Source organism: Marinomonas foliarum (assembly GCF_003337275.1).
In the GTDB taxonomy this organism is placed as follows: Bacteria; Pseudomonadota; Gammaproteobacteria; order Pseudomonadales; family Marinomonadaceae; genus Marinomonas; species Marinomonas foliarum.
In genome coordinates this window covers 82,994-104,363 of sequence record NZ_QPJQ01000003.1, presented here as the reverse complement: position 1 = coordinate 104,363, position 21,370 = coordinate 82,994, and the positions used below count along the sequence as shown (strand labels likewise).

20 protein-coding genes are annotated in these 21,370 nt (G+C 42.3%); 10 read left to right on the top strand and 10 right to left on the bottom strand.

Annotation, left to right across the window (positions count from 1 at the left end):
- Positions 1–15 precede the first annotated feature (15 nt).
- On the bottom strand, positions 16–279 hold the full coding sequence (locus tag DFP77_RS02425) for a DksA/TraR family C4-type zinc finger protein (RefSeq protein WP_114410705.1): 264 nt from the start codon (positions 277–279) through the stop codon (positions 16–18).
- A 318-nt stretch (positions 280–597) separates the two neighbouring features.
- Here DFP77_RS02425 and DFP77_RS02420 point away from each other — a divergent pair, with 318 nt between their 5' ends.
- Together DFP77_RS02420 and DFP77_RS02415 are read left to right on the top strand one after the other, a co-directional pair.
- A complete protein-coding gene (locus DFP77_RS02420) occupies positions 598–1,182 on the top strand; it encodes a HupE/UreJ family protein (RefSeq protein ID WP_114410704.1) in 585 nt (194 codons plus the stop codon).
- Positions 1,183–1,418: 236 nt separating this feature from the next.
- Positions 1,419–3,617, top strand: a complete 2,199-nt coding sequence (locus tag DFP77_RS02415; RefSeq protein WP_114410703.1) for a bifunctional diguanylate cyclase/phosphodiesterase — start codon at positions 1,419–1,421, stop codon at positions 3,615–3,617.
- 105 nt (positions 3,618–3,722) lie between these two features.
- On the opposite strand, the gene DFP77_RS02410 is transcribed toward DFP77_RS02415, so the two are convergent.
- The 4 genes from DFP77_RS02410 to ectA all read right to left on the bottom strand — a co-directional run bounded on the left by DFP77_RS02410 (position 3,723) and on the right by ectA (position 7,919).
- Positions 3,723–5,165, bottom strand: a complete 1,443-nt coding sequence (locus DFP77_RS02410) for an aspartate kinase (protein WP_114410702.1) — start codon at positions 5,163–5,165, stop codon at positions 3,723–3,725.
- A 314-nt stretch (positions 5,166–5,479) separates the two neighbouring features.
- Positions 5,480–5,869 carry an ectoine synthase gene (locus tag DFP77_RS02405; protein WP_114410701.1) on the bottom strand — a complete coding sequence of 130 codons (390 nt, stop codon included), beginning with the start codon at positions 5,867–5,869 and terminating at the stop codon, positions 5,480–5,482.
- 150 nt (positions 5,870–6,019) lie between these two features.
- Positions 6,020–7,333 (bottom strand): diaminobutyrate--2-oxoglutarate transaminase, encoded by a 1,314-nt coding sequence (gene ectB, locus DFP77_RS02400; RefSeq protein WP_114410700.1) that lies wholly within the window; start codon positions 7,331–7,333, stop codon positions 6,020–6,022.
- Between the two features lie 88 nt (positions 7,334–7,421).
- Positions 7,422–7,919, bottom strand: a complete 498-nt coding sequence (gene ectA / locus DFP77_RS02395) for a diaminobutyrate acetyltransferase (RefSeq protein ID WP_239544359.1) — start codon at positions 7,917–7,919, stop codon at positions 7,422–7,424.
- A 423-nt stretch (positions 7,920–8,342) separates the two neighbouring features.
- On the opposite strand from ectA, the gene DFP77_RS02390 reads away from it, so the two are divergent.
- On the top strand, positions 8,343–9,701 hold the full coding sequence (locus tag DFP77_RS02390; protein ID WP_114410698.1) for a sodium-dependent transporter: 1,359 nt from the start codon (positions 8,343–8,345) through the stop codon (positions 9,699–9,701).
- Positions 9,702–9,778: 77 nt separating this feature from the next.
- Here DFP77_RS02390 and DFP77_RS02385 read toward each other — a convergent pair whose 3' ends face one another.
- Entirely contained in the window at positions 9,779–10,018 is a 240-nt protein-coding gene (locus DFP77_RS02385; protein WP_114410697.1) for a DUF2061 domain-containing protein, read from the bottom strand.
- Positions 10,019–10,112: 94 nt separating this feature from the next.
- A complete protein-coding gene (locus DFP77_RS02380) occupies positions 10,113–11,063 on the bottom strand; it encodes a MerR family transcriptional regulator (protein WP_114410696.1) in 951 nt (316 codons plus the stop codon).
- Between the two features lie 169 nt (positions 11,064–11,232).
- Between DFP77_RS02380 and DFP77_RS02375 the strand changes: the two genes are divergently transcribed.
- From DFP77_RS02375 to DFP77_RS02360, 4 genes are all read left to right on the top strand, one after another.
- The gene (locus DFP77_RS02375) at positions 11,233–12,246 is read left to right on the top strand and encodes an NAD(P)/FAD-dependent oxidoreductase (protein ID WP_114410695.1); all 1,014 of its coding nucleotides are present in this window, start codon (positions 11,233–11,235) and stop codon (positions 12,244–12,246) included.
- A 32-nt stretch (positions 12,247–12,278) separates the two neighbouring features.
- Positions 12,279–13,259: a YbgA family protein gene (locus tag DFP77_RS02370; RefSeq protein ID WP_114410694.1), complete on the top strand. Its 981-nt coding sequence runs from the start codon at positions 12,279–12,281 to the stop codon at positions 13,257–13,259.
- Between the two features lie 14 nt (positions 13,260–13,273).
- The gene (gene phrB, locus DFP77_RS02365) at positions 13,274–14,686 is read left to right on the top strand and encodes a deoxyribodipyrimidine photo-lyase (RefSeq protein WP_114410693.1); all 1,413 of its coding nucleotides are present in this window, start codon (positions 13,274–13,276) and stop codon (positions 14,684–14,686) included.
- 147 nt (positions 14,687–14,833) lie between these two features.
- Positions 14,834–15,316: a MarR family winged helix-turn-helix transcriptional regulator gene (locus DFP77_RS02360; protein WP_114410692.1), complete on the top strand. Its 483-nt coding sequence runs from the start codon at positions 14,834–14,836 to the stop codon at positions 15,314–15,316.
- Positions 15,317–15,408: 92 nt separating this feature from the next.
- Here the strand turns inward: DFP77_RS02360 and dapB are convergent, their stop codons facing one another.
- From dapB to pomA, 3 genes are all read right to left on the bottom strand, one after another.
- On the bottom strand, positions 15,409–16,209 hold the full coding sequence (gene dapB / locus DFP77_RS02355; RefSeq protein WP_114410691.1) for a 4-hydroxy-tetrahydrodipicolinate reductase: 801 nt from the start codon (positions 16,207–16,209) through the stop codon (positions 15,409–15,411).
- Between the two features lie 151 nt (positions 16,210–16,360).
- Positions 16,361–17,353, bottom strand: a complete 993-nt coding sequence (locus DFP77_RS02350; protein WP_114410690.1) for a flagellar motor protein MotB — start codon at positions 17,351–17,353, stop codon at positions 16,361–16,363.
- 27 nt (positions 17,354–17,380) lie between these two features.
- Positions 17,381–18,136 (bottom strand): flagellar motor protein PomA, encoded by a 756-nt coding sequence (pomA, locus tag DFP77_RS02345; RefSeq protein WP_114410689.1) that lies wholly within the window; start codon positions 18,134–18,136, stop codon positions 17,381–17,383.
- A 174-nt stretch (positions 18,137–18,310) separates the two neighbouring features.
- Here pomA and DFP77_RS02340 point away from each other — a divergent pair, with 174 nt between their 5' ends.
- Genes DFP77_RS02340 through dxs form a run of 3 tightly spaced genes read left to right on the top strand, consistent with a single transcriptional unit; the run spans position 18,311 to position 21,359 of the window.
- Entirely contained in the window at positions 18,311–18,553 is a 243-nt protein-coding gene (locus tag DFP77_RS02340; protein WP_114410688.1) for an exodeoxyribonuclease VII small subunit, read from the top strand.
- The gene (gene ispA, locus DFP77_RS02335) at positions 18,550–19,431 is read left to right on the top strand and encodes a (2E,6E)-farnesyl diphosphate synthase (RefSeq protein ID WP_114410687.1); all 882 of its coding nucleotides are present in this window, start codon (positions 18,550–18,552) and stop codon (positions 19,429–19,431) included. Before DFP77_RS02340 ends, ispA begins: the two co-directional genes overlap by 4 nt.
- Positions 19,432–19,481: 50 nt before the next feature.
- The gene (dxs, locus tag DFP77_RS02330; RefSeq protein ID WP_114410686.1) at positions 19,482–21,359 is read left to right on the top strand and encodes a 1-deoxy-D-xylulose-5-phosphate synthase; all 1,878 of its coding nucleotides are present in this window, start codon (positions 19,482–19,484) and stop codon (positions 21,357–21,359) included.
- Positions 21,360–21,370: the final 11 nt, after the last annotated feature.

Sequence of the window (21,370 nt, the reverse complement as noted above, 5' to 3'; positions counted from 1 at the left end):
AGCAGCCAACACAGCTTATCTTAGCTGGCTATCTTTACTGCCAGCGCGATTATACAAAGCAGAACGACCTTGCTTTTCTTGCTCGGACTGACACTGGATGCATAAACGCACACCTTGAATGGCTTTACGGCGAGGTTCAGGAATCATCGCATCACATTCTTCACAATGAGTCAGGCTCTCACCTTTTGGCATACTGTTTTTTGCACGCTCAACTTCGGAGTCAACTGTTGCGTCTATTTGATCTTGCACCGCGCCATCTTGCGCCCAACCACCAGCCATAAACCAGCTCCTATTATTTTTATTTATTGCTCAGCAATGCCCCGCTACCATGGTGATAAACACGCCACCAACGGTTTTAGTTTCCAAGTTTTCCAATGAAAGCATTTCTCTAACCGAACAATGCCAAAAGTGTCGGTTAATTTATCACCATATTTCACGAAAAACTGAATAATTCGCTAAGGATTACCAATAGGATTCAATTTACCCTCACTGTGGGTATGTTAGAATCCTCGCTTCCAGCCGCAAGAGCGGTGGTTTCGAGAAGACCGTTTGTAAGGTCTTATTCATACTTATATTTCTTTCTTTGGAGACGACACCATGCGTTTATCTACGCTTAAAATGGCATTAGCGGCACTTCTTGCTGCAATACCAGCTCTTGCATTCGCTCACCCTGGACATGAACATGCAACAAGCTTCATGACGGGGTTCATGCATCCTATGGGGGGCTTGGATCACTTATTGGCTATGTTGGCCATTGGTCTTTGGGCTGCTAGCCTTGGCGGTCGAGCTTTGTGGGCTGTACCAGCGGCTTTTGTTGGCACTATGTTAGTTGGTGGCGGTTTAGCGGTCGCTGGCGTACAAGTACCTTTCATTGAGCAAGGTATTGTTTTATCCGTCATTCTAATGGGTGCATTGTTGATCGGTGCTGCACGTTTCTCTGTTGTCACTTGTGCCGGCATAGCAGGGTTGTTCGCGCTATTCCATGGTGCTGCTCATGGTTTAGAGATGCCTCTTAACGCTAATGGTGCAGAATATGCCTTAGGCTTTGCTGCTGCAACGGCGCTGTTGCATGTTGCTGGTATTGGTTTTGGTATGGCAGTTGCTCGCTTCCAAGCACCTATCGTAACTCGCATAACAGGTAGTCTAATTGCTATAGCTGGATTATTTTTAGCACTAGCGTAAAAGCTTACAGTGTTACTGAAGCCATGGTGTTTATCTCATATACCGTGGCTTTTTTATGTTTTGACGTTATTTTTCTACTTCATCTATAGTGTCTATAAATCATTCAAAAAATTGTTACATTAATTCTTACATAATCACGTAACAGTGCCCCTAACTTACAAAAATAATAAATACCCTGTAAGAATTTATGTGTATGATTTTGTTTATCTATTAATTCACCAAGAAAGGATCTATCGTTGAAGAAAGCAGAGTTTAAGCAACCTTCCGCCTTGATTATCTCCCTAATAGCTTTCTTCGCCATTGCGTCTTTTGGGGCTTATTGGACCCAATCAACGAATAAATCCATTACCAACCAACAGCAGTCGCTTTTAAGCGGCCTGTCTCGTACGCAAGCCTCCGTTCTAGAAAGGCGTCTTTCGTCAGCCTTTACCTCGGCTCAAATTCTCGCCTATGAAGTGGAACAAAATGGCGGCAACGGTGAGTGGTTTCCTACTTATGCAAACAAGCTGATCGAGTCTATTGGCGGTATTGAAAATCTGCAGCTTGCGCCAGACGGCATTATTTCTGATATTTATCCTCTGAAAGGAAATGAAGACGCCCTAGGTTTTAACGTCATCTCAACACCTGGCTTTAAAGAAGAAGCTATGCTGTCTATTAGAAACCATCAAATGTTTGTTATTGGCCCTATTAACTTGGTTCAAGGAGGTGTGGCCGTTATTAGTCGTGCGCCTATTTTTTTGAATAAAGGCACCCAAAAAGAGCTTTTTTGGGGATTCGCTTCTGCGGTAATTTATTTAGATGATTTGCTAGAATCCACTCAACTAAAGCGCCTTGAAAGTGAAGGCTACCAATACAACTTATCAAGAAAGCATGCGGCAACCAAGAAGACGATAACCCTATCAAACTCCCTTACCCCTCTGTCGGATATTCAAGCATCGACCGAGCTTATTTTACCTGTCGGTACATGGACACTAAAAATAAGTAAGGCACTTGATGAGCAACTAGACGATAGAAGAGTGACAGGTTATGCGGTGAGTTTCATCGCTTCGCTCCTGTTGAGCATCGCACTGTACGCGATATTAATTCAACCCTTAAAACTTAGGACTCTTGTCAAAGAAAAAACAGCGGAGCTTCAAACTCTCGCCAATAAGGACCCATTAACAGGGCTTCCAAACCGTCGTTTTTTACAAGATAACCTACCTAAAATCCTACAGAGTAATCAAAGATATAAAAAAGTTTCCGCGTTTATATATTTTGACCTTGATAACTTCAAACGTATTAACGATACGATAGGTCATGACGTTGGTGACCAAGTACTCATTATTGTTGGTGATAGATTAAATAAACTAAAAGGTATCTCTGACTTAGTAGCTCGTTTAGGAGGCGATGAATTCGGTATATTCTTAGGCGGTATAAGTAATGAGATTCAAATTGAAGAACACGCAAACCGAATTCTACAAAGTATCCACGCTCCTATAAAAATGGATAACAGAGAATATATATTAAGTACCTCTTTGGGTATTGCCGTTATTCCTGAACATGGTGACGACTTAGTTAGCATAATGCAAAATGCTGACATGGCGCTATATCAAGCCAAATTACAGGGGAAAAATCAGTTTTCTTTCTATAACGAGAACATGAAGGTTAATACGCACAACCTTATAAAAGCGGAAAATGACTTATCACTTGCGCTGCAAAGAAATGAATTCGAAATATATTATCAGCCACAATTCGATCTATACACAAACCATATTTTTGGTGCTGAAGCGCTCATTCGTTGGAATCATCCGGAAAAAGGCCTCATTTTTCCTAATGACTTTATTCCATTGGCGGAAAGCACAGGGCAAATCGTAGAATTAGGCTACTGGATACTAGAAAGCAGCATCGCCTATCTCGCTCGACGGAGAATAGAAAACAGAGCAGATATTTTGTTGCATATTAACCTCGCCTCTCGACAATTAGCAGACCCTCACCTCGTCATTTTGGTGCAAGAGCTACTGGAAAAGTATCAAGTACCAGCACACCAGATTGGATTCGAAATTACTGAAACGTCTATTCTTGAGGATGTTCATTTAGCAAGAAACTTGCTACAGACCTTTAAAGATATGGGAATATGTATCGCCATCGATGACTTTGGAACAGGCTACTCTTCACTCTCTCAGCTTAAAAACCTTCCAGTTAATTTGCTTAAGATTGATCGCAGTTTTGTCATGGATTTAGAATGCGACCCAGACGATCGAAAAATTGTTGAGGCTATTATTGCCATGGCGCACAAGCTTAATATTAAAGTGCTGGCAGAAGGCATAGAAACTAGAGAGCAATGGAAAATGTTAGCGAACTTTAAATGCGATCTGGGCCAAGGCTATTATGTGAGCAAAGCGGTCACTATGGATGAGTTCAATAATGGGAAGCCCATTACTCACCATGATTCTTGATAAACAAATATTTATCGGTGAGAAAAAATCAGGTGATAAAAAAGCCCAAGTGCCACACATGTGACACTTGGGCTTTCCTGTATAGAAAGGACAGAGTTTATCTATCTAAGACGCTAAACAGATAGCACTACCATGGTTATGTACTTCAACCAATTCTTTGTGCAAACTGCATATAGCCTTTTCATAGTCTTCTTCATCAACTACAAACTGCATATCTACCTGACGCATAGATTGGTGCATAGCCAATACGTTGACGTCTTGCTCAGCAATCGCTTTTACGGCTTTGGCTAACATACCTGTGGTTTTCATATCACTACCAATCGCAGACACAATAGCCACTTTACGCTGTGTAATTTCAGCATCCGCAAAACGTTCGTGCAGAACTCTCATCACACGCTTCAAAGTTTTCAGGTTAATAGCCAAGTAATGTGTGATGGTATTGGCGTTAATATCTTTCGCGATAATATGAGCGTGGAACTGCCTTAATACTTTAAGAATATCCACATCGAACTTATCGATATCACCCGCCATATCTTGATCAAATAACTCTACAGCAAACACACCGCGACAACCGGCAATGATCTCAACACATGGCGCATCACTTACATAATCGCCTGTAATCAATGTACCTGTGTGATCTGGTTCGAAGGTGTTTTTTACGCGCAATGAAATACCACTCTGACGCAAACCTTTTGCTGCTTTAGGATGGATTGCTTCCATACCAAGGTTAGCAAGTTGATCAGCAACATCGTAGTTAGTACGGCCAATAGGTACGGCATTTTTCTCACCAACTAAACGCGGATCGGCACTGCTTAAGTGGAACTCTTTATGAATTACAGCTTCATGCGCTTCTGTTAAAACCGCAATTCGGCTAAAGGTCATTTCACTATAGCCGCGGTCAAAAGTAGACATTAGACCTGTTTCACTATGAGCGTAACCTGTTGCAATTGGAAGCTCTTTACTCAAATCAATGTCTTTAAAAGCATCAACAATGCGTTCATCAAGAGACATATGACTTGGACTATTCCAGCCGGTCAAATCAACAAAAACGGCATTAACACCATCACGCTTTAATAAGTGTGCAGTATTCCAAGCGCTATGCGCTTCGCCAAGACTTGCAAGCATTTCTCGTACGGTAGCAAGGTGCTCACTAATCGAAAAATGACCATGCTGACAAAGACGGTGTAAATCTTCTAAGCATTCTTGCGCTTCTTTCAAGCGACTGTTTAAAAAAGCATTCGCTTTTTCACGCAACTCACCCGCTTCAAACAAAGTATGATTGATCTCTAACATGGCTGTTCGAACATCTTGCAATGCTGGAAACCAGTTATTTTGTTTGCGCTCTTGAGCAAATAATGCAAATACTCCTGCATCACCAGTTTTCTTATGCTCTAGCAACTTATCGGTCATACCTGCATAAGCAGAAACAACAAAAATACGCTGATACATGTTGTTTACTTGAGTAGGCTTGAAAATGATATTGTCTCTAACTGAACGGTAGTCACTCATGGACGTGCCGCCAATTTTTTCAACTGTATGTTGTCCCATTATTTACCCAATTCATCTATGGGCCGAAAGCAAATTTTCGACCAGAGTCTAAAACTGCCGCTATATTGTCATAAGGTTGCGGAAATTTTAAGCATTAATCGTATTTTTCAATGCATAAAACCGCAGACAGAATGTTATTTGTTGAGGCTAAATTGATTCTGTATTTAGCCATTAGGAAAAATACATCGGAGGACAATAAGATGCGGCTGTATATGAAGAAGTATGGGTACCGCCTACCACCAAGAGCAGTACGGTACCGACATCTATAACGCAACAGTTATTAAGTTACGCTACAAAAGAAAAGGCTCTGCACATCAATCTACCAGCTCGTAAGCGCCTTCAGAGTTGTGCACTTCTTTACCCGTAATTGGCGGGTTAAAAACACAAGCCAGTTTCAACTCTTTGAAAGCGCGCAAAGTATGTGCGTCGTGCTTATCCAGTACATAAACGACACCTGGCTTAATATGGTGTTTTTGACCTGTTTCACGGCTTTCAACTTCACCCTCTCCAGAAATGCAGTACACAGATTCGAGGTGATTTTGATAATGCATATCAAAGTCTTTGCCTTCATAAATAGTCGTAATGTGAAAAGAGAACCCCATATTGTCTTCTTTTAATAAAAGACGAGTGCTTTCCCAGTTTCCATCAGGTGACACTACTCGGCGTTCGGTTTTTTCGCATTCGGCTAAATCACGTGCAAACATTCTTTTCTCCTTATGATCTTGCTAGATCGATTAACATATCGATAATAAATATCGAGTCGCGCTTGAGGTTTTGAGCTTACGATTTACATCACTCAAGCATGTAATAAGAACCACAGCAAAAGTTAGGCTGCAGTCCTCAGGGAATGAAAACTAAACAGCAATGTCATAGTTCTCATCAAAGTAGCTTTTTGCTTCCGGCATGTCATCTTCCTTGGCGCAAACATCACGAATGGCACGTTCCAAGATATCAATACCTTCTTTTAGATCTTTATCACTAATAATAAGAGGACAAAGGAACTTCACCACTTGGTCATCAGCACCAGAAGTCTCAATCATCAATCCATTCTGGAAGCATTTTTTAGTGATTTTATTCGCTAATTCACCGCTAACACAGTTGATACCACGCATCATACCTCGACCTTGAACAATGAAGTTACCTTCACCGAACTCATTAATAATGTCTTGTGTGCGCTGATGGATGTATTCACCTTTACGTTTAATTTCTTTCTCAAACGCATCGTCTTTCCAATAAGTCTCAATCGCTACCTTGGCGGTTACAAAGGCCAAGTTATTACCACGGAAAGTGCCGTTATGCTCACCCGGCTTCCATTCATCAAGCTCAGGACGCATAAGAACAACCGCAAATGGCAAACCATAGCCGCTCAATGATTTCGACATAGTAACAATGTCAGGTTTAATTCCAGCATCTTCAAAGCTAAAGAAAGTGCCTGTACGACCACAACCAGCTTGAATATCATCGACAATTAATAGAACACCGTGTTTCTTACAAACCGCTTCAAGGTTTTGTAACCATTCAAAACTCGCCACATTAATGCCACCCTCACCTTGAACAGTTTCAACGATAACAGCCGCTGGCGTATCTACACCACTACTAGAATCTGACAATACTTTGTCTAGGTATTCGGTTGTTTCAATACCATCACCTAAATAGCCATCAAATGGGACTGTAGAAACACCTGCACCTAATGTTGTCCCTGCTGCACCACGGTGATGAGAATTACCAGTAACAGATAAAGCACCCAAACTACAACCGTGGAAGCCGTTAGTGAAACTAATAATATTTTCGCGGCCTGTAACATTACGAGCCAGCTTAAGCGCAGCTTCAACTGCATTGGTACCTGTCGGTCCTGTAAACTGCATCATATATTCCAAGCCACGAGGCTCTAAAATATATTGCTTGAAAGACTCTAAAAACTCACCTTTGGCTTTGGTATGCAAATCAAGCCCATGTGTAATACCGTCTTCCATGATGTATTCAACTAGCTTTTCTTTAAAGACAGGGTTGTTATGGCCATAATTCAATGTTCCAGCACCAGCCAAGAAATCTAGGTATTTATTGCCTTCCTCATCAAACAAATGAGCACCGAGTGCACGATTAAAAATTCGAGGAAAAGAGCGTGCATAAGATTGTACTTCTGATTCGATTTCGTCAAAAATTTTCATATTTCTATTATCCTTTTAAGTTCATTACTGTTTTAGATCAAAAAGCTGAGAGCGAAAGCTTGGCTTTCAAGCGTCTCGTCTTCTTAGATCACAAGACTATTGGACCAATCCGAACGAGGTGTTCGGTATCATGCAAGCCGTTAAAGTGAGCCTGTTTATCGAACATCACAGACTCTTCCAAAGGCGCTTTAAGCTGATCAGCAAGACGACGAAACAAAGCCCAAGATCCGTTATTTGCTGCTGTAATACTGGTTTCGATGTAACGCACACCCGAACAATTGGAGCGTTCAAGTAGTGATGAAACCATTTTTTTAGCAAGTCCTTGGCCGCGAGCTTTCTCACTTACCGCAACTTGCCAAACAAACAAAGTATCCAACTGGTTAGGAATAACATAACCAGAGACAAAACCGACTAATTCTCCACTTTCCAAGCTTGCTGCAACCGATGTTTCACTGAAGTGACTGGCTTGCAATAAATTGCAATAGGCGGAATTAGTATCCAATGGAGGGCAAGATGCCACCAGCTGATTCACAGCCATTCCATCTTTTGCTGTTGGTTTTGATAACACTATTTTTTTTGAATCCATAACTACATCCATTAGAAATCAAAGTATTAAGTATCAAACACAATCGATATATAGAAGATTTGCAGGTTTAGTTGAGCATTTCAGACTGCAAAATAGTTTGATGTCTAATCATTATACCTAAAATGAAATGCTTGGCTACATTTTATTTAGAGAACTAATCATTACATAACTAATATTTATTACATTTACAGTACTAACCACAGCCCCCGAGAAGACCAAAAAGCACCTTTCATAGAAGCAAATAGAATAAAAACATCTTTTTTGTTGCATATATGCACTGAAATTCGGAAAATCCTGCCCCTATTCGGAGTTTTGCTGACTAGTCTCTTTCTATTGACTAGCAAAAGTGGGAAGCACAGGTTTGGCTATGAAACCGACTTCGAACGCTGTTTATATATTTATATCAATAACTTAGAGATAACTATGAAGAATAAAACATCGATCCAAGGCTCGTGGGCGAGTCGATGGATTTTCATTTTAGCGGCGACAGGCTCTGCCGTTGGTTTAGGTAATATCTGGAAATTCCCTTACATCACAGGTGAAAACGGTGGTGGGGCATTTGTTCTTGTTTATTTAGCTTGCATACTGATGGTTGGTATTCCAATTATGATGGCCGAGGTATTTATTGGCCGTCGCGCTCGTAAAAACCCTATCAATGCATTAGCAGATGTCGCTGAAGAGTCTGAAAGCACAAAGAAGTGGGGCGTTATTGGTCTCATGGGTATGCTTTCTGGCGTTCTGATTTTCTCCTTTTACTCTGTTGTAGGTGGTTGGGTCCTTCATTACATTAAAGTAATGCTTACAGGTGAAATGATAGGTGTTACATCTGATGCCGCTGGTTCTGCATTTGGTGCGCTACTTGCTGATCCTGCGACACTACTTGGCTGGCACACTCTATTCAGCATTATGTCTATTGCAGTCGTTGCTGCAGGTATCAACAAAGGCATAGAGACAGCAACTCGTATCATGATGCCAGCTTTGTTCGTGCTATTAATCATTTTACTTGGCTACGCTATGACAACTGGTGGTTTTGCTCAAGGCTGGAACTTCATGTTCGAGTTTGATTTCAGCAAACTAACTTGGAATGCTGCTTTAGTTGCATTAGGTCATTCATTCTTTACCCTATCTTTGGGTATGGGAACCATCATGGCGTATGGCTCTTATATGACTAAAGATGCGTCCATCGGTAAAACGGTATTAGCAATCGGCGGCTTGGATACATTAGTAGCTTTGGTTGCAGGCTTAGCCATCTTCCCGATTATTTTCTCAAACGGAATGGATCCTGCCGCTGGCCCAGGTTTGATGTTTATCTCTTTACCTGTTGCTTTTGGTCAAATGGCTTTTGGCCAATTATTTGGTGTGTTGTTCTTCGTCTTAGTAGGCGTAGCGGCATGGACGTCTGCTATTTCGTTGCTAGAGCCAACCGTCGCATTCTTGGTCGAGCGCCTCAAGGTAAAACGTATTACGGCAGCAGTTGGCTTAGGTATTATTGTTTGGGGATTAGGAATTGCATGCTTAGGCTCATTTAGCTTTATGTCTGATGTGACTTTCTTCGGCAAGAACACTTTTGACTTCTTTGACTACATCACTGCAAACATTATGCTTCCATTAGGCGGTATCTTCATTGCTTTGTTTGCTGGTTGGGTCGTAAAAGACAAATTTGCACAAGATGAACTGCAACTTCCAAGTGCTGTTTTTAAATTGTGGAATATATCAATGAAATATACAGCGCCAATCGCTGTTGCCATTGTGTTGTATTTCTTGATCAACCCAATGCAATAAGCGTAATTAAGGTTGCTTCCATAGCCCCATTGGTACTCTTTGCCAATGGGGCTTACTTTTTCTACACACGCCAAATATCACATCGATCGTAGCGCATAATTTTCTCCCGCAGACTGAATTGTCTGACTTAATTCAGCAGTAATGTCCGCTTGTTGGACTTTATTCCAAACGAGCTCATGAAAATAGAATGCAACGGTATTAATAGCGGGCTCTACAATAGCCACCAAACCACCCACTAATAAACTCCCAGTAATAAGGTAAGCAACAGAGAACGCGATAGAAAAATGCATTACTGCAAAAGTCATTGTTTTAGCCATGATGAATCTCCTTTTTTTCGATAATAAGAAGAGTAGTGAAGCCAGACTCATTATGAAAATATATTATAGATATCCATCTAATAGTTTTTAACATTTAGTCATTGTTAGCTGTGAAGGTTACTCGTGCTATGAAGTCATTCACTCCATCAAAAGCCTCTGAATAGATCCTCACTTCCTGCGATTCAATTAGATTACTCTCATTAACCGCTATCCAAAAACTCGCCCCTATAACAGCAACTGGACGCTGCCATTGCTTCATCTGGCACACCAAATCTGCCGCTTTGTTATTCAAATCACTTTCACAAAAAGCCAATACCGACTGAGCCTGAACACCCTCTACTAAACTAAGCCAGTCATTACTTTGCAGAACATTTGGCACCACGCAACATGACAACCCTTTATCTAATAACATGGCTGCAGCCATGTAACACCACAAGCTGCGCTGAGATGACAACCCCGTAATCAACACATTGTGTGCGCTCTTTTTCTGCACTTTAAAGCTACTTACGCGAGCTATTAAACATGACATTACAATCGATTCACAAAACGCTAAGGCAGCCCCTTTTCCCAACTGCTCAAAGCTAGGCAGCAACCAATCTCGCACAGCAATATCGGCGGGGTATTGAGAAAATATTTGCTGATACATTTGCTCAATTTTTTCACCTTGAAAAGCGTCTGCCGCCTTCACAAGAGCCGCTTGCCACTCCAGCCATTCGTTTGATGGAGCAACCGCATCAAACATTACTCCTTGATCTATTAAAGCTCGCACTTTACTTACAGCAACCCCCTGCTGAATCCAACGCAAAATCCCTTCGACACGTTGAACGTCACCTTGGTCATACAATCGATGCCCCTTGTTGGTTCGCTTTGGTTTTAGTAAACCGTAACGACGCTCCCACGCTCGCAACGTGACAGAATTAACACCTGTTTTTAATGATAGTTCACGAATAGGAAAAAACGCCTCGCTAGCTAAAGGCACAATGTCATCTAAAGGTTCAGGTGTTTTAAGACTTTCCATTCCCAAGTTTTGTTTTGACTGACTCATACTCTTATCCCAATAAATCATCATTCACATAAGGTGATTTACCCATTGTGACCTAAACTTAATATAGTCTTTAAAAACTATACAAATATTTTTTTGTACAATTTAATTGCTTTTATTGTACAAGATTCTATATTGTATAAGAAAGCAATGCACTAACTGGAAAAACAATATGAGCACATTAACCACCAACCAAATACCAACACCAGCCTTCGACATCGCCATCATTGGCGCTGGCTTAGCTGGCAGCCTGTGTGCGCATTTGTTAGCCCAATCAGGCAATAGTGTTTGCATCATAGACAAAAGCCGTGGCAGTGGGGGGCGTGCCAGTAGCAAAAGACTGGAAGATAATGCTAGCTGCGACCTAGGCACTCCCTTTATCTTAGCGCAGCACCCAGACGTGATTACTCTCTTGCAGCAACTAACCAACGAGCAAGTAGCAGCGCCATGGAAACAGCTAAATAAAGGTAACGTACAAGCCTTTGTCGGTACTCCTAAAATGAGCGCTATAACTAGACACTGGATTCAACCAGCTCAATTTATAACAGGCACTCGCATTCACCACCTTGATCAAGTGACACAAAAAGGCGATACAAAGACAAGTTGGCTATTAAGAAACGATAAATATCAACCCGTTGTCATGGCTAAAAAAGTCATCATCGCTGCACCAGCCCCTCAAACGGCATCAATATTGGCTACCCACGAAAAACTAGCCGTACTGTTACTGAGAGCAAATCAAGCGAGCGCTTCTTACCAATCTCAGTGGGCCATGTGGTTAGAAACAGAGCCATGCGATCTAAATGCTCTAATTGAACCTAAAAACTCTTTAATTAAACGCATGATAAAAGACAACTATAAGCCCATGCGAAATAGTGAAAAAGTAGACCGGTGGGTTATACAAACGGATACTAACTGGACAAAGCAGCACCTTGATTCCGATAAAGAATGGGTCACTCAAACGTTACTTCAAGCCTTTGCAGAAATAACGGAACACAGAGTATTAAAGCACGGAGAGCCACACCGCTGGTTCCTTAGCCGCTTTTCGGAAAGTATGGGGAATAAATGCTTCGCTTGGTCTCCTGAACATAATGTTGGTCTAGCTAGTGACTGGTTATGTCAGGGCGACGCTGAAGGCGCCTTACTCAGCGCCCTATCACTAGTTAATCATATAAAAGATTCAAAATAGAACAATGACGTTGTCTAATGGAGGACTCATCTATGCCACATTCTCAACCATCACCAGATCAGTTAACACATAAGATTCCCGTGGGTATTAGCGCCTGCTTATTAGGTGAAAATGTTCGCTACAACGGTGGTCATAGCCATTCTGATTATTGTGACAAAGTGCTGAGTCATTATTTTGATTATCAAAAGTTTTGCCCTGAAGTCGCGGCAGGTTTTGGTACACCGCGCCCAACGCTTCGCTTAGAAGGTGATCCAGATTCACCAAGAATGGTCTTTAGTAAAAACTCAGAAGAGGATGTTTCTAATGAGTTTATGGCCGCGTCGAATAAGTATCTAGAAAACCTATCACATCTTGATGGCTACATTTTGATGAAAAAGTCCCCCAGCTGCGGCATGGAGCGCATCAAGGTATATCAAGAAAATGGTCATCCTCATATGCAACGAAGTGCAGGGCTGTTTACCAAAGCCCTCCAGCAGCGCTATCCATTATTACCAGTCGAAGAAGACGGTCGTTTGAATGACCCAGCCTTACGGGAGAACTTTTTATTACGTGTTTTCACCCATCACGACTTCCGCCACAGCATGGGCGAACAAGCAAAGATGAAAGACCTTATCGCTTTTCACAGCCGTTATAAATATATGGTGATGGCACATTCCCAGCCTATTTATCGCAAGCTTGGACGCATGCTTTCTGGTAATGACCCAAGACCCATAGAACAACTAAAAACGGCTTACTTTGAAATACTAATGACGACCCTATCAAAGCCCGCAGCACGCAAAAATCATTGCAACGTGTTGATGCACTTAGTTGGCTATCTAAAACACGCTGTGGATGTGTCCGTTCGAAAAGATATTTTGGATGTGGTTGAACAATACCGTCGAGGCGAAGTAAACCTTGCCACGCCCGTTACCTTGCTCCATCACTACCTAAAACATTACGGAAGTGACTATATAAATCAACAAAGTTACTTCATTCCCTACCCTTCACCACTCGGCATCCGTAATACGGTTTAAGGTAATTCAATAGTATGAAAGTTGAACATCTAGTGTGGTTGCGCAATGATTTACGTCACTTGGATAATCCAGCACTTCACTTTGCCGCCATGGAAGCTCGCTCACAAAATACAAAGCTTGCCGTACTTATTACGCCGACACCAGCACAGTGGGCAGAACATCATGAGTCGAATGCAAAGACGGGATTACGCGCTGGGTTAATCAAAAGCCTAGCAAAAGCACTGGCACCTCTTGGTATTCCCGTACATTTTCTTGAGGTAAATAACTTCAATCAACTGCCTGATGCTATTACCCAATTTTGCCTCAGGCATCACATAAAACATCTTTGGTTTAATCGTGATATGCCAATTCACGAGCAACAACGTGATAAAGCTGTATGTGAACAACTGGCTCAACACCAGATTGACTCTCATATTCAGGCCGCTGACATTATTGTTCCGCAGGATGTACTGAGCCAACAAGGAACGCCATTCAAGGTGTTCACACCCTTTTTTAACCGATGGGTGGCAATGTTAGGTCTACAAGATATAACCCCTCTTGAGTCTCCCGAACCTCAGGCGGCCCCATTACCAGAACCCGATATAGAGTTCACATGGGAGAAGCCTTTTAGAAACGATTTATGGCCTGCCGATCAAGACACTGCCAAACAAAAGCTTTGGCAATTTTGTCACCATAAAGAGCGCCACTACCAAGCAGGAAGAGATTATCCAATTGAGCCCGCCACCAGCACTTTATCACCTTATCTAGCACTAGGCGCTTTGGGGCCAAGACAATGCTTGGAAGCCATCTTTTATACCTGTAACCAAGAAGAAAAACGCTGGCAGGACAGCATTTGGTTAAAAGAGCTCGCATGGCGAGACTTTTATCGTCAATTAATGATGCACTTTCCTTTTCTGTCTAAACACCAACCGTTCAAAATGGAAACAAACGCCTTAATTTGGCGAAGTAATAAAGAAGAATTCCAAGCATGGTGTGAAGGTAAGACAGGTTTTCCCATTGTGGATGCGGCCATGCGGCAACTGAACCAGACTGGCTGGATGCACAATCGACTAAGAATGGTGACAGCTAGCTTCTTCACCAAACTTATGTTTGCTGACTGGCGTAAAGGCGAAGCATATTTTATGAGTAAACTAATTGATGGTGAGTTCGCAGCAAACAATGGTGGATGGCAATGGAGTGCATCGACAGGCTGTGATGCCGCGCCCTATTTTCGAGTTTTCAATCCCACCAGACAATCTCAAACTTATGACAAAAACGGTGACTTTATCCGTCGCTTTGTTCCAGAACTTGCAAGCTTGGATGCTAAGTCTATCCATGATCCAAAACCTGACCAAAGAAAGCAGTGTAATTATCCAGATCCCATTATCGATTATAAGCCAGCTAGGTTGCATGCCATTGAAGCATTTGACGCGCTAAAAAGCAGATAAATGCTATAAGAGGTATTTTTCGAGTTTACTATGCTTTATGCGAAAAATACCTCTATAGTTTGAGCTGTAACATTATTTTTAAACTTCGCTTTTACAGACTCTAACAAAGCTTTATAATTCGTGAAATTTTTTGGATCTATTACAGCTATGTCTAACTCACCACAACACTTACATGACGTCCTAGTCCACTTGCGACGTATCATCCGCGCCACCGACCTACAATCCAAGCGTGTAGTAAAAGCCTGCGGTTTAACCATTCCTCAAATCATGGTGCTTCGCTCTATTGAAGAACTAGGTGATGTAACTGTACGAAAAATTTCAGACAGCGTGTCATTAAGCCAAGCAACTGTTACCACCATTTTAAATCGCTTAGAAGATAGGAAATACGTTGAAAGAGTTAGAGGTCAAAAGGATAAGCGTATTGTCAATGCACGCTTAACCAGCTTTGGTATTGAAATATTAAAAACGACTCCACCCCTTTTGCATGAAAAATTCATTGATGAATTTGATTCGTTAGAAGGCTGGGAGCAAACCCAAGTACTTGCTTCGCTGCAACGTATAGCGATGATGATGGATGCTGAAACGCTGGACGCTGCTCCTTTGCTTGATATTAACTCGCCAGACGCCTAATAAGCACAAGCTGCTAAGCACCAAAGAACAGAAAGCTAGAAACAAGAATGGCCGCATATTTGCGGCCATTCTTGTTTCTAGAGGGTGGATAATCACTTCAGATTAAGCACGTCCTGCATGTCGTACATGCCAGCAGACTTTCCTTTTAACCAACTTGCTGCACGGACAGCTCCTTTGGCGAAAGTCATACGACTACTAGCCTTGTGAACTATTTCAATTCTCTCACCTTCAGTCGCGAACCAAACACTGTGTTCACCAACAACGTCGCCAGCACGAATAGTTTCAAAACCAATTTCTTTCTGAGTACGAGCGCCAGTTTGGCCTTCACGACCATATACAGCACATTCTTTTAGATCGCGGCCTAATGCTTCGGCAACTACTTCCCCCATGCGCAACGCAGTACCAGAAGGAGAATCCACTTTATGACGGTGATGCGCTTCTACAATTTCCACATCATAATCATCGCCTAAAATTTGCGCTGCTGTTGCAAGTAATTTAAGAGTTAAATTTACGCCAACACTCATATTTGGAGCAAAAACCACTGATGACTGTTGAGCAGCTTCGTTTAATGTCTCTTTTTCTGAGTCATTTAAACCGGTTGTCCCAACTACAATGCCTTTTTGATACTTAGCGCAAAACGCCGCATTTTCTAAGGTCAAACTTGGTGTAGTAAAATCAATTAATACATCGAAATCGTTCACACAATCTGCTAACGATGCAACGGCTGCAACCCCCAGTTTTCCAACACCAGCGATTTCACCTGCGTCTGCACCAATTAGGCTACTACCAGGTTTTAAAATAGCAGCCCCTAAAGTGACGCCGCTCGCATCGTGAATGGCTGTAATTAGATTTTTACCCATGCGCCCTGATGCGCCAATAACTGCTACTCGCATTTCTCTGCTTCCTCAATTTTGTCTTGGTAAACCATAACAAAAAACCGTCTAAATCTCAGCATTAAAAATCAACAACACTTTTTACAGGCCATAAATAAAGGAGCGCTAGCTCCTTTATTAAATCTCTACAATAAACATCTAACTAAGGTTTTTAGAAAATCTCGTCTGGTCTCAATTCATCGACCATATCAAGATCAAACTCCAGAACACCATCTGTCGAAATTTCATCCACAGTATTGCGCATTTTCGGGCGTGATGTGTCATTTTGCTTAATAACAATCTCTACTCGTCGGTTTGTTGCTCTATGGGCAGCGGTATCATTTGCCACTAATGGCCGAGTGTCTGCATAACCTGTTACAGCAAAACGGCTTTGATCAAGCTGTCCCGTTGAGAATAGCTCTTCAGCAACAGAAATCGCACGCGCAGAAGACAATTGCCAATTTGAACGAAAACGACCACTAACGATAGGAACATTATCCGTATTACCTTCGACAGAAATCGTCCCTTGTATACCAACAAGAACATCACGAATCACATCGATAACAGGAATAAAGTCGTAATTCAGCTCAGCTGAGCCTGATTCAAATGAACCTTGGTCTTTAATTCGTATGGTGATGGTTTGTTCCTGTGTTTCAATTTCTACTAAGCCTTTAGAGACTTCCTCACGCATGATCGAGGCGATCATTTGAGCATCACCCTCTGTTTCCTGTATTTTTTTCTCACGATCAAGATCCGCGTTTGATTTATCAACATAAGTTACTGGCGAAGGAGAACCTGAATCGCTTTGATCTTTTAATTCGGCATCACCAGGCTTACATATCACCTCAAGTGTATTTTCAGGCGTAGTATCTGCCTTTTGTTTAACTTCATTGATTGGTGTTGGCTCAGGTCGACCAGGGCTGAATTCTTGAGCAATCACAGATGTCCCCATAGGAATAGATTCTGCGCTAACCTCACGCTGAACACCAAACGCCATTTTTAATGAACCTGCAATTTGCTTGAACTTGATAACATCCATTTCAGAGAATGAAAGTAACAGCACAAAGAAACACATCAGCAAAGACATGAGATCCGCAAAGGTCCCCATGTAAGCAGGTAGGCCCTCTACACATTCAGGGCAATCTGACTCTTCTTCATCGCTCATTCAAATATTCCATTAACAACTAAAATATTATTCACGTTCTGACCGCTTATTTTCGGCCATATAAGCTTTCAACGCACCATCCAAAATACGAGGATTCTGACCAGACTGAATAGCAAGCAAAGCATCCAATATTAATTTTTGGCAAATTAACTCTTCATCAGCACGAATATTTAGTTTTACTTGCATGGGCAAAAACACCATATTCGCCATCATGGCACCGTACAGTGTTGTTAATAGAGCAACCGCCATAGCAGGGCCAATTGCTTTTGGATCTGACATGTTTGCCAGCATCTGTACCAAGCCAACTAATGTACCAATCATCCCCATGGCAGGGCCAACATCGCCAAAGGCTTTAAATACTTTCGCACCAGCAGTATGCCGTATATAAGCCTGATTCATATCCTTAGATAACTGACTTTTAACAACGGTACTGTCATGCCCGTCTACCAGCATTTGAATCCCTTTCGACAAGAAAGGATGACTCACTTCTCTCCCTTCTAACGAAAGCAGACCACCTTTACGAGCTTCATCAGCCAAGCCATAAATTTCATCAATCAAAGTATCCAGTGGAACACTTTTAAACATGAAGGCTTTTGCTGCAACTTTACCAGCACTCAAAAACTGGCTTAGTGGATATTGCATTAATACAACAAATAAAGAACCAATCAGTACAATCAATATTGATGGCATATTGACGAACATCCCTGCCGATCCACCAACAAAAATAGCTGAGATAATTACTATAAAGGACCCAATAAGTCCTATTAACGTTGCGATATCCACACACGTCTCCTGACAAAAAAGCTATAATACGACCGATACGTTTCTGCAATTCTATACGAAAGTAAGACTAAGAATGACATCTTCTTACATGATTTTTGTAATTTTCCTTAACACTCCCTCGAACAGTAGACCATTTTCTGTTACAAAACGTGGGTTAAAACAAGAGTAGTCATCATGTCTCGAAAAACAACTGTACGTCATTTTGAAGAAAATCTAAGTGAACTAGACTCACTTGTTACTCAACTAGAGTCTAATGAACTTTCTCTAGAGGAAGCATTAAAGGCTTTCGAGAAAGGCGTTAAACTTAGCCAAGATTGCCAATCCGTTCTTACTCAAGCGGAACAAAAAGTTCAAATTCTGCTAGAGAAACAAGATGGCGAGCACCTAGAAACTTTTGACCCGGAATCAAACTCGTGACCTTAGACGATTTTTCTGACTATACTCGTCACCGAGTTAATGATTATTTAAAGCAAAACCTAAGCCTATATACGCCCGCGACACATCTACAAGACGCTATGATGTATAGCCTATTTAATGGTGGGAAGCGAGTTCGACCAATGCTGACCTACGCTGCAGCGTCTTTGTTTGGTCCCGCTTGTGAGCTAACTGACGCGAGCGCTGCTGCCGTCGAGTCTATTCATGCTTATTCATTAATTCATGACGACCTACCAGCAATGGACGACGATGACCTGCGCCGCGGTAAACCCACTTGTCATATTCAATTCGATGAAGCCACTGCTATTCTGGCTGGCGATGCCTTGCAAACTTTTGCTTTTGAGCTATTGAGTGACGTAAAACACCAAAGCACTGATACTCAGCTGCAGTTAATTCAAGAGCTTGTTCATGCTTCTGGCCGTCATGGCATGGTGACAGGGCAAATGATCGACTTAGCCAATGTCGACAAAGACATTGATGTTAAAGCGCTAGAGCAAATGCACCAACACAAAACGGGTGCGTTAATTCGAGCCAGCGTGCGCATGGGTGCTATCAGTACTGGCGCTCATAGTGAACGCGATTTAGCAGCCCTAGACGCTTATGCTGCAGCTATTGGCCTAGCCTTTCAGGTTCAAGACGATATTATTGATATCACCAGCGACACAGCGACACTTGGAAAAACACAATTCTCGGATGAAGAAGCCAATAAGCCAACTTATCCAAAACTGCTAGGGCTAGAAGGTGCACAAGCACTTGCTAAACACCTACATAAACAAGCTATTACAGCGGTCTCACCATTTGGAGAGGCTGCCAAACCCTTAGTTGAGCTCGCGAACTATATTATTGACCGCAACCACTGATATACTTACCCGCTTTTTTAGATTAATTAAATGTGACTAAACCCGTGCCCATGTTCGAAGAGATACCAACAGCGCGCCCTGAAACGCCGCTACTTGATCAAGTCAATTCTCCTGCTGACTTGCGTGCTTTAAAAAAAGAGCAATTACCTGCGCTTGTCCGCGAACTACGAGAGTTCATGCTATATAGCGTAGGACAAACGGGTGGGCACTTTGGTGCAGGACTGGGCGTGGTCGAACTTACTGTCGCTCTGCATTACTTATACAACACTCCTGAAGATCGTATCGTCTGGGATGTAGGCCATCAAGCCTACCCACACAAAATTCTGACGGGACGTCGTGAAGCTTTACTCAACATTCGACAAGAAAACGGTATATCCGGTTTTCCTAAACGCGATGAAAGTGAATACGATACCTTTGGCGTTGGGCACTCAAGTACATCCATTGGCGCTGCGCTTGGTATGTCCCTAGCTGCACGTCAATTAAAAACAAACCGCAAAGCCGTTGCTATCATTGGTGATGGCGCCATGTCTGCAGGTATGGCGTTCGAGGCACTTAATCATGCGGGGGATGTAAAAGCCGATATGCTGGTCATTCTAAATGACAACGAAATGTCCATTTCGAAGCCGGTTGGCGCATTATCCAGTTATTTTGCCCGTATTTGGGCCAGTAAAACTTATGACCACATTAGAGAAGGCGGAAGAAAAGTCTTCTCAGGCTTACCTTCAGCATTAGAGCTAGCTCGAAAAGCCGAAGAGCACATGAAAGGCATGGTATCGCCAGGCATGATGTTTGAAGAACTTGGCTTTAACTATATCGGGCCGATTGATGGCCACGATATGGACCACTTATTAACTACTATCGCTAATCTAAAAGACAGAAAAGGCCCTCAATTCCTTCATGTCATAACAAAAAAAGGCAAAGGCTTTGAACCCGCTGAAGGCGACCCTATCGGCTATCACGCTATCAATAAGATCGAGCCTGATCCGAAACCAAACGTAGAGAAAAGCAAATTACCAAAATACTGTAATGTGTTTGGGAAATGGGTATGTGATGCAGCCGAACAAGACGACAAATTGGTCGCTATCACTCCAGCTATGAAAGAAGGCTCTGACCTCATTGAGTTTGCTGATCGCTTTCCAGAAAGATACTTTGATGTTGCCATTGCAGAGCAACACGCGGTGACATTAGCCGCTGGCATGGCATGTGATGGCGTGAAACCCGTTGTCGCAATTTACTCGACTTTTCTGCAACGCGCTTACGATCAACTCATCCACGATGTCGCTTTGCAAAACCTTGATGTTTTGTTCGCCATTGACCGAGCGGGATTAGTCGGTGAAGACGGCCCAACTCATGCTGGCGTTTACGATTTAAGTTACCTTCGTTGCATTCCAAACATGGTTGTTATGGCGCCTTCTGATGAAGACGAATGCCGTAAAATGCTACAAACAGGCTACGAATACAAAGGCCCCGCTGCCGTGCGTTATCCGCGTGGAACAGGGCAAGGTGTTGATATTGAATCAACATTGAGCACACTTGAAATTGGCAAGTCTCGTACACTACGAACAGGTCAATCAGGTATTGTTATTTGCGGTTTTGGTCGCCCAACTTATGATGCACTGCAAGCCGCGGATAAGTTAGACGCAACCTTGCTCGATATGCGCTTTGTTAAACCAATCGATGAAGAAGCGTTACTTGCTAATCGCGAGGCAAAACTTATCGTAACCGTTGAAGAAAATGCCATCATGGGCGGAGCTGGTTCAGCAGTTAGTGAGTTCCTAATTGCGAACAACATAAACATTCCAACACTTCACCTTGGCCTACCAGACCAATATGAAGAACATGCCAGCCATGCTTCTATGCTAAAACGTGTAGGATTGGACGCAGAAGGCATTCAAAAAGCCATCGAAAAGAAGCTGAACTCGCTATAAAAAGCGTCCAA

Coding starts and splice junctions, on each gene's coding strand:
- DFP77_RS02350 (WP_114410690.1), bottom strand. CDS start 17,353: ATGAGCGATGAAGAAGAGTCAGATTGCCCTGAATGTGTAGAGGGCCTA.
- DFP77_RS02380 (WP_114410696.1), bottom strand. CDS start 11,063: ATGAGTCAGTCAAAACAAAACTTGGGAATGGAAAGTCTTAAAACACCT.
- DFP77_RS02375 (WP_114410695.1), top strand. CDS start 11,233: ATGAGCACATTAACCACCAACCAAATACCAACACCAGCCTTCGACATC.
- DFP77_RS02410 (WP_114410702.1), bottom strand. CDS start 5,165: ATGGGACAACATACAGTTGAAAAAATTGGCGGCACGTCCATGAGTGAC.
- dxs (WP_114410686.1), top strand. CDS start 19,482: ATGTTCGAAGAGATACCAACAGCGCGCCCTGAAACGCCGCTACTTGAT.
- DFP77_RS02340 (WP_114410688.1), top strand. CDS start 18,311: ATGTCTCGAAAAACAACTGTACGTCATTTTGAAGAAAATCTAAGTGAA.
- phrB (WP_114410693.1), top strand. CDS start 13,274: ATGAAAGTTGAACATCTAGTGTGGTTGCGCAATGATTTACGTCACTTG.
- DFP77_RS02390 (WP_114410698.1), top strand. CDS start 8,343: ATGAAGAATAAAACATCGATCCAAGGCTCGTGGGCGAGTCGATGGATT.
- DFP77_RS02360 (WP_114410692.1), top strand. CDS start 14,834: ATGTCTAACTCACCACAACACTTACATGACGTCCTAGTCCACTTGCGA.
- dapB (WP_114410691.1), bottom strand. CDS start 16,209: ATGCGAGTAGCAGTTATTGGCGCATCAGGGCGCATGGGTAAAAATCTA.
- DFP77_RS02420 (WP_114410704.1), top strand. CDS start 598: ATGCGTTTATCTACGCTTAAAATGGCATTAGCGGCACTTCTTGCTGCA.
- DFP77_RS02405 (WP_114410701.1), bottom strand. CDS start 5,869: ATGTTTGCACGTGATTTAGCCGAATGCGAAAAAACCGAACGCCGAGTA.
- DFP77_RS02385 (WP_114410697.1), bottom strand. CDS start 10,018: ATGGCTAAAACAATGACTTTTGCAGTAATGCATTTTTCTATCGCGTTC.
- DFP77_RS02425 (WP_114410705.1), bottom strand. CDS start 279: ATGGCTGGTGGTTGGGCGCAAGATGGCGCGGTGCAAGATCAAATAGAC.
- ectA (WP_239544359.1), bottom strand. CDS start 7,919: ATGGATTCAAAAAAAATAGTGTTATCAAAACCAACAGCAAAAGATGGA.
- ectB (WP_114410700.1), bottom strand. CDS start 7,333: ATGAAAATTTTTGACGAAATCGAATCAGAAGTACAATCTTATGCACGC.
- DFP77_RS02370 (WP_114410694.1), top strand. CDS start 12,279: ATGCCACATTCTCAACCATCACCAGATCAGTTAACACATAAGATTCCC.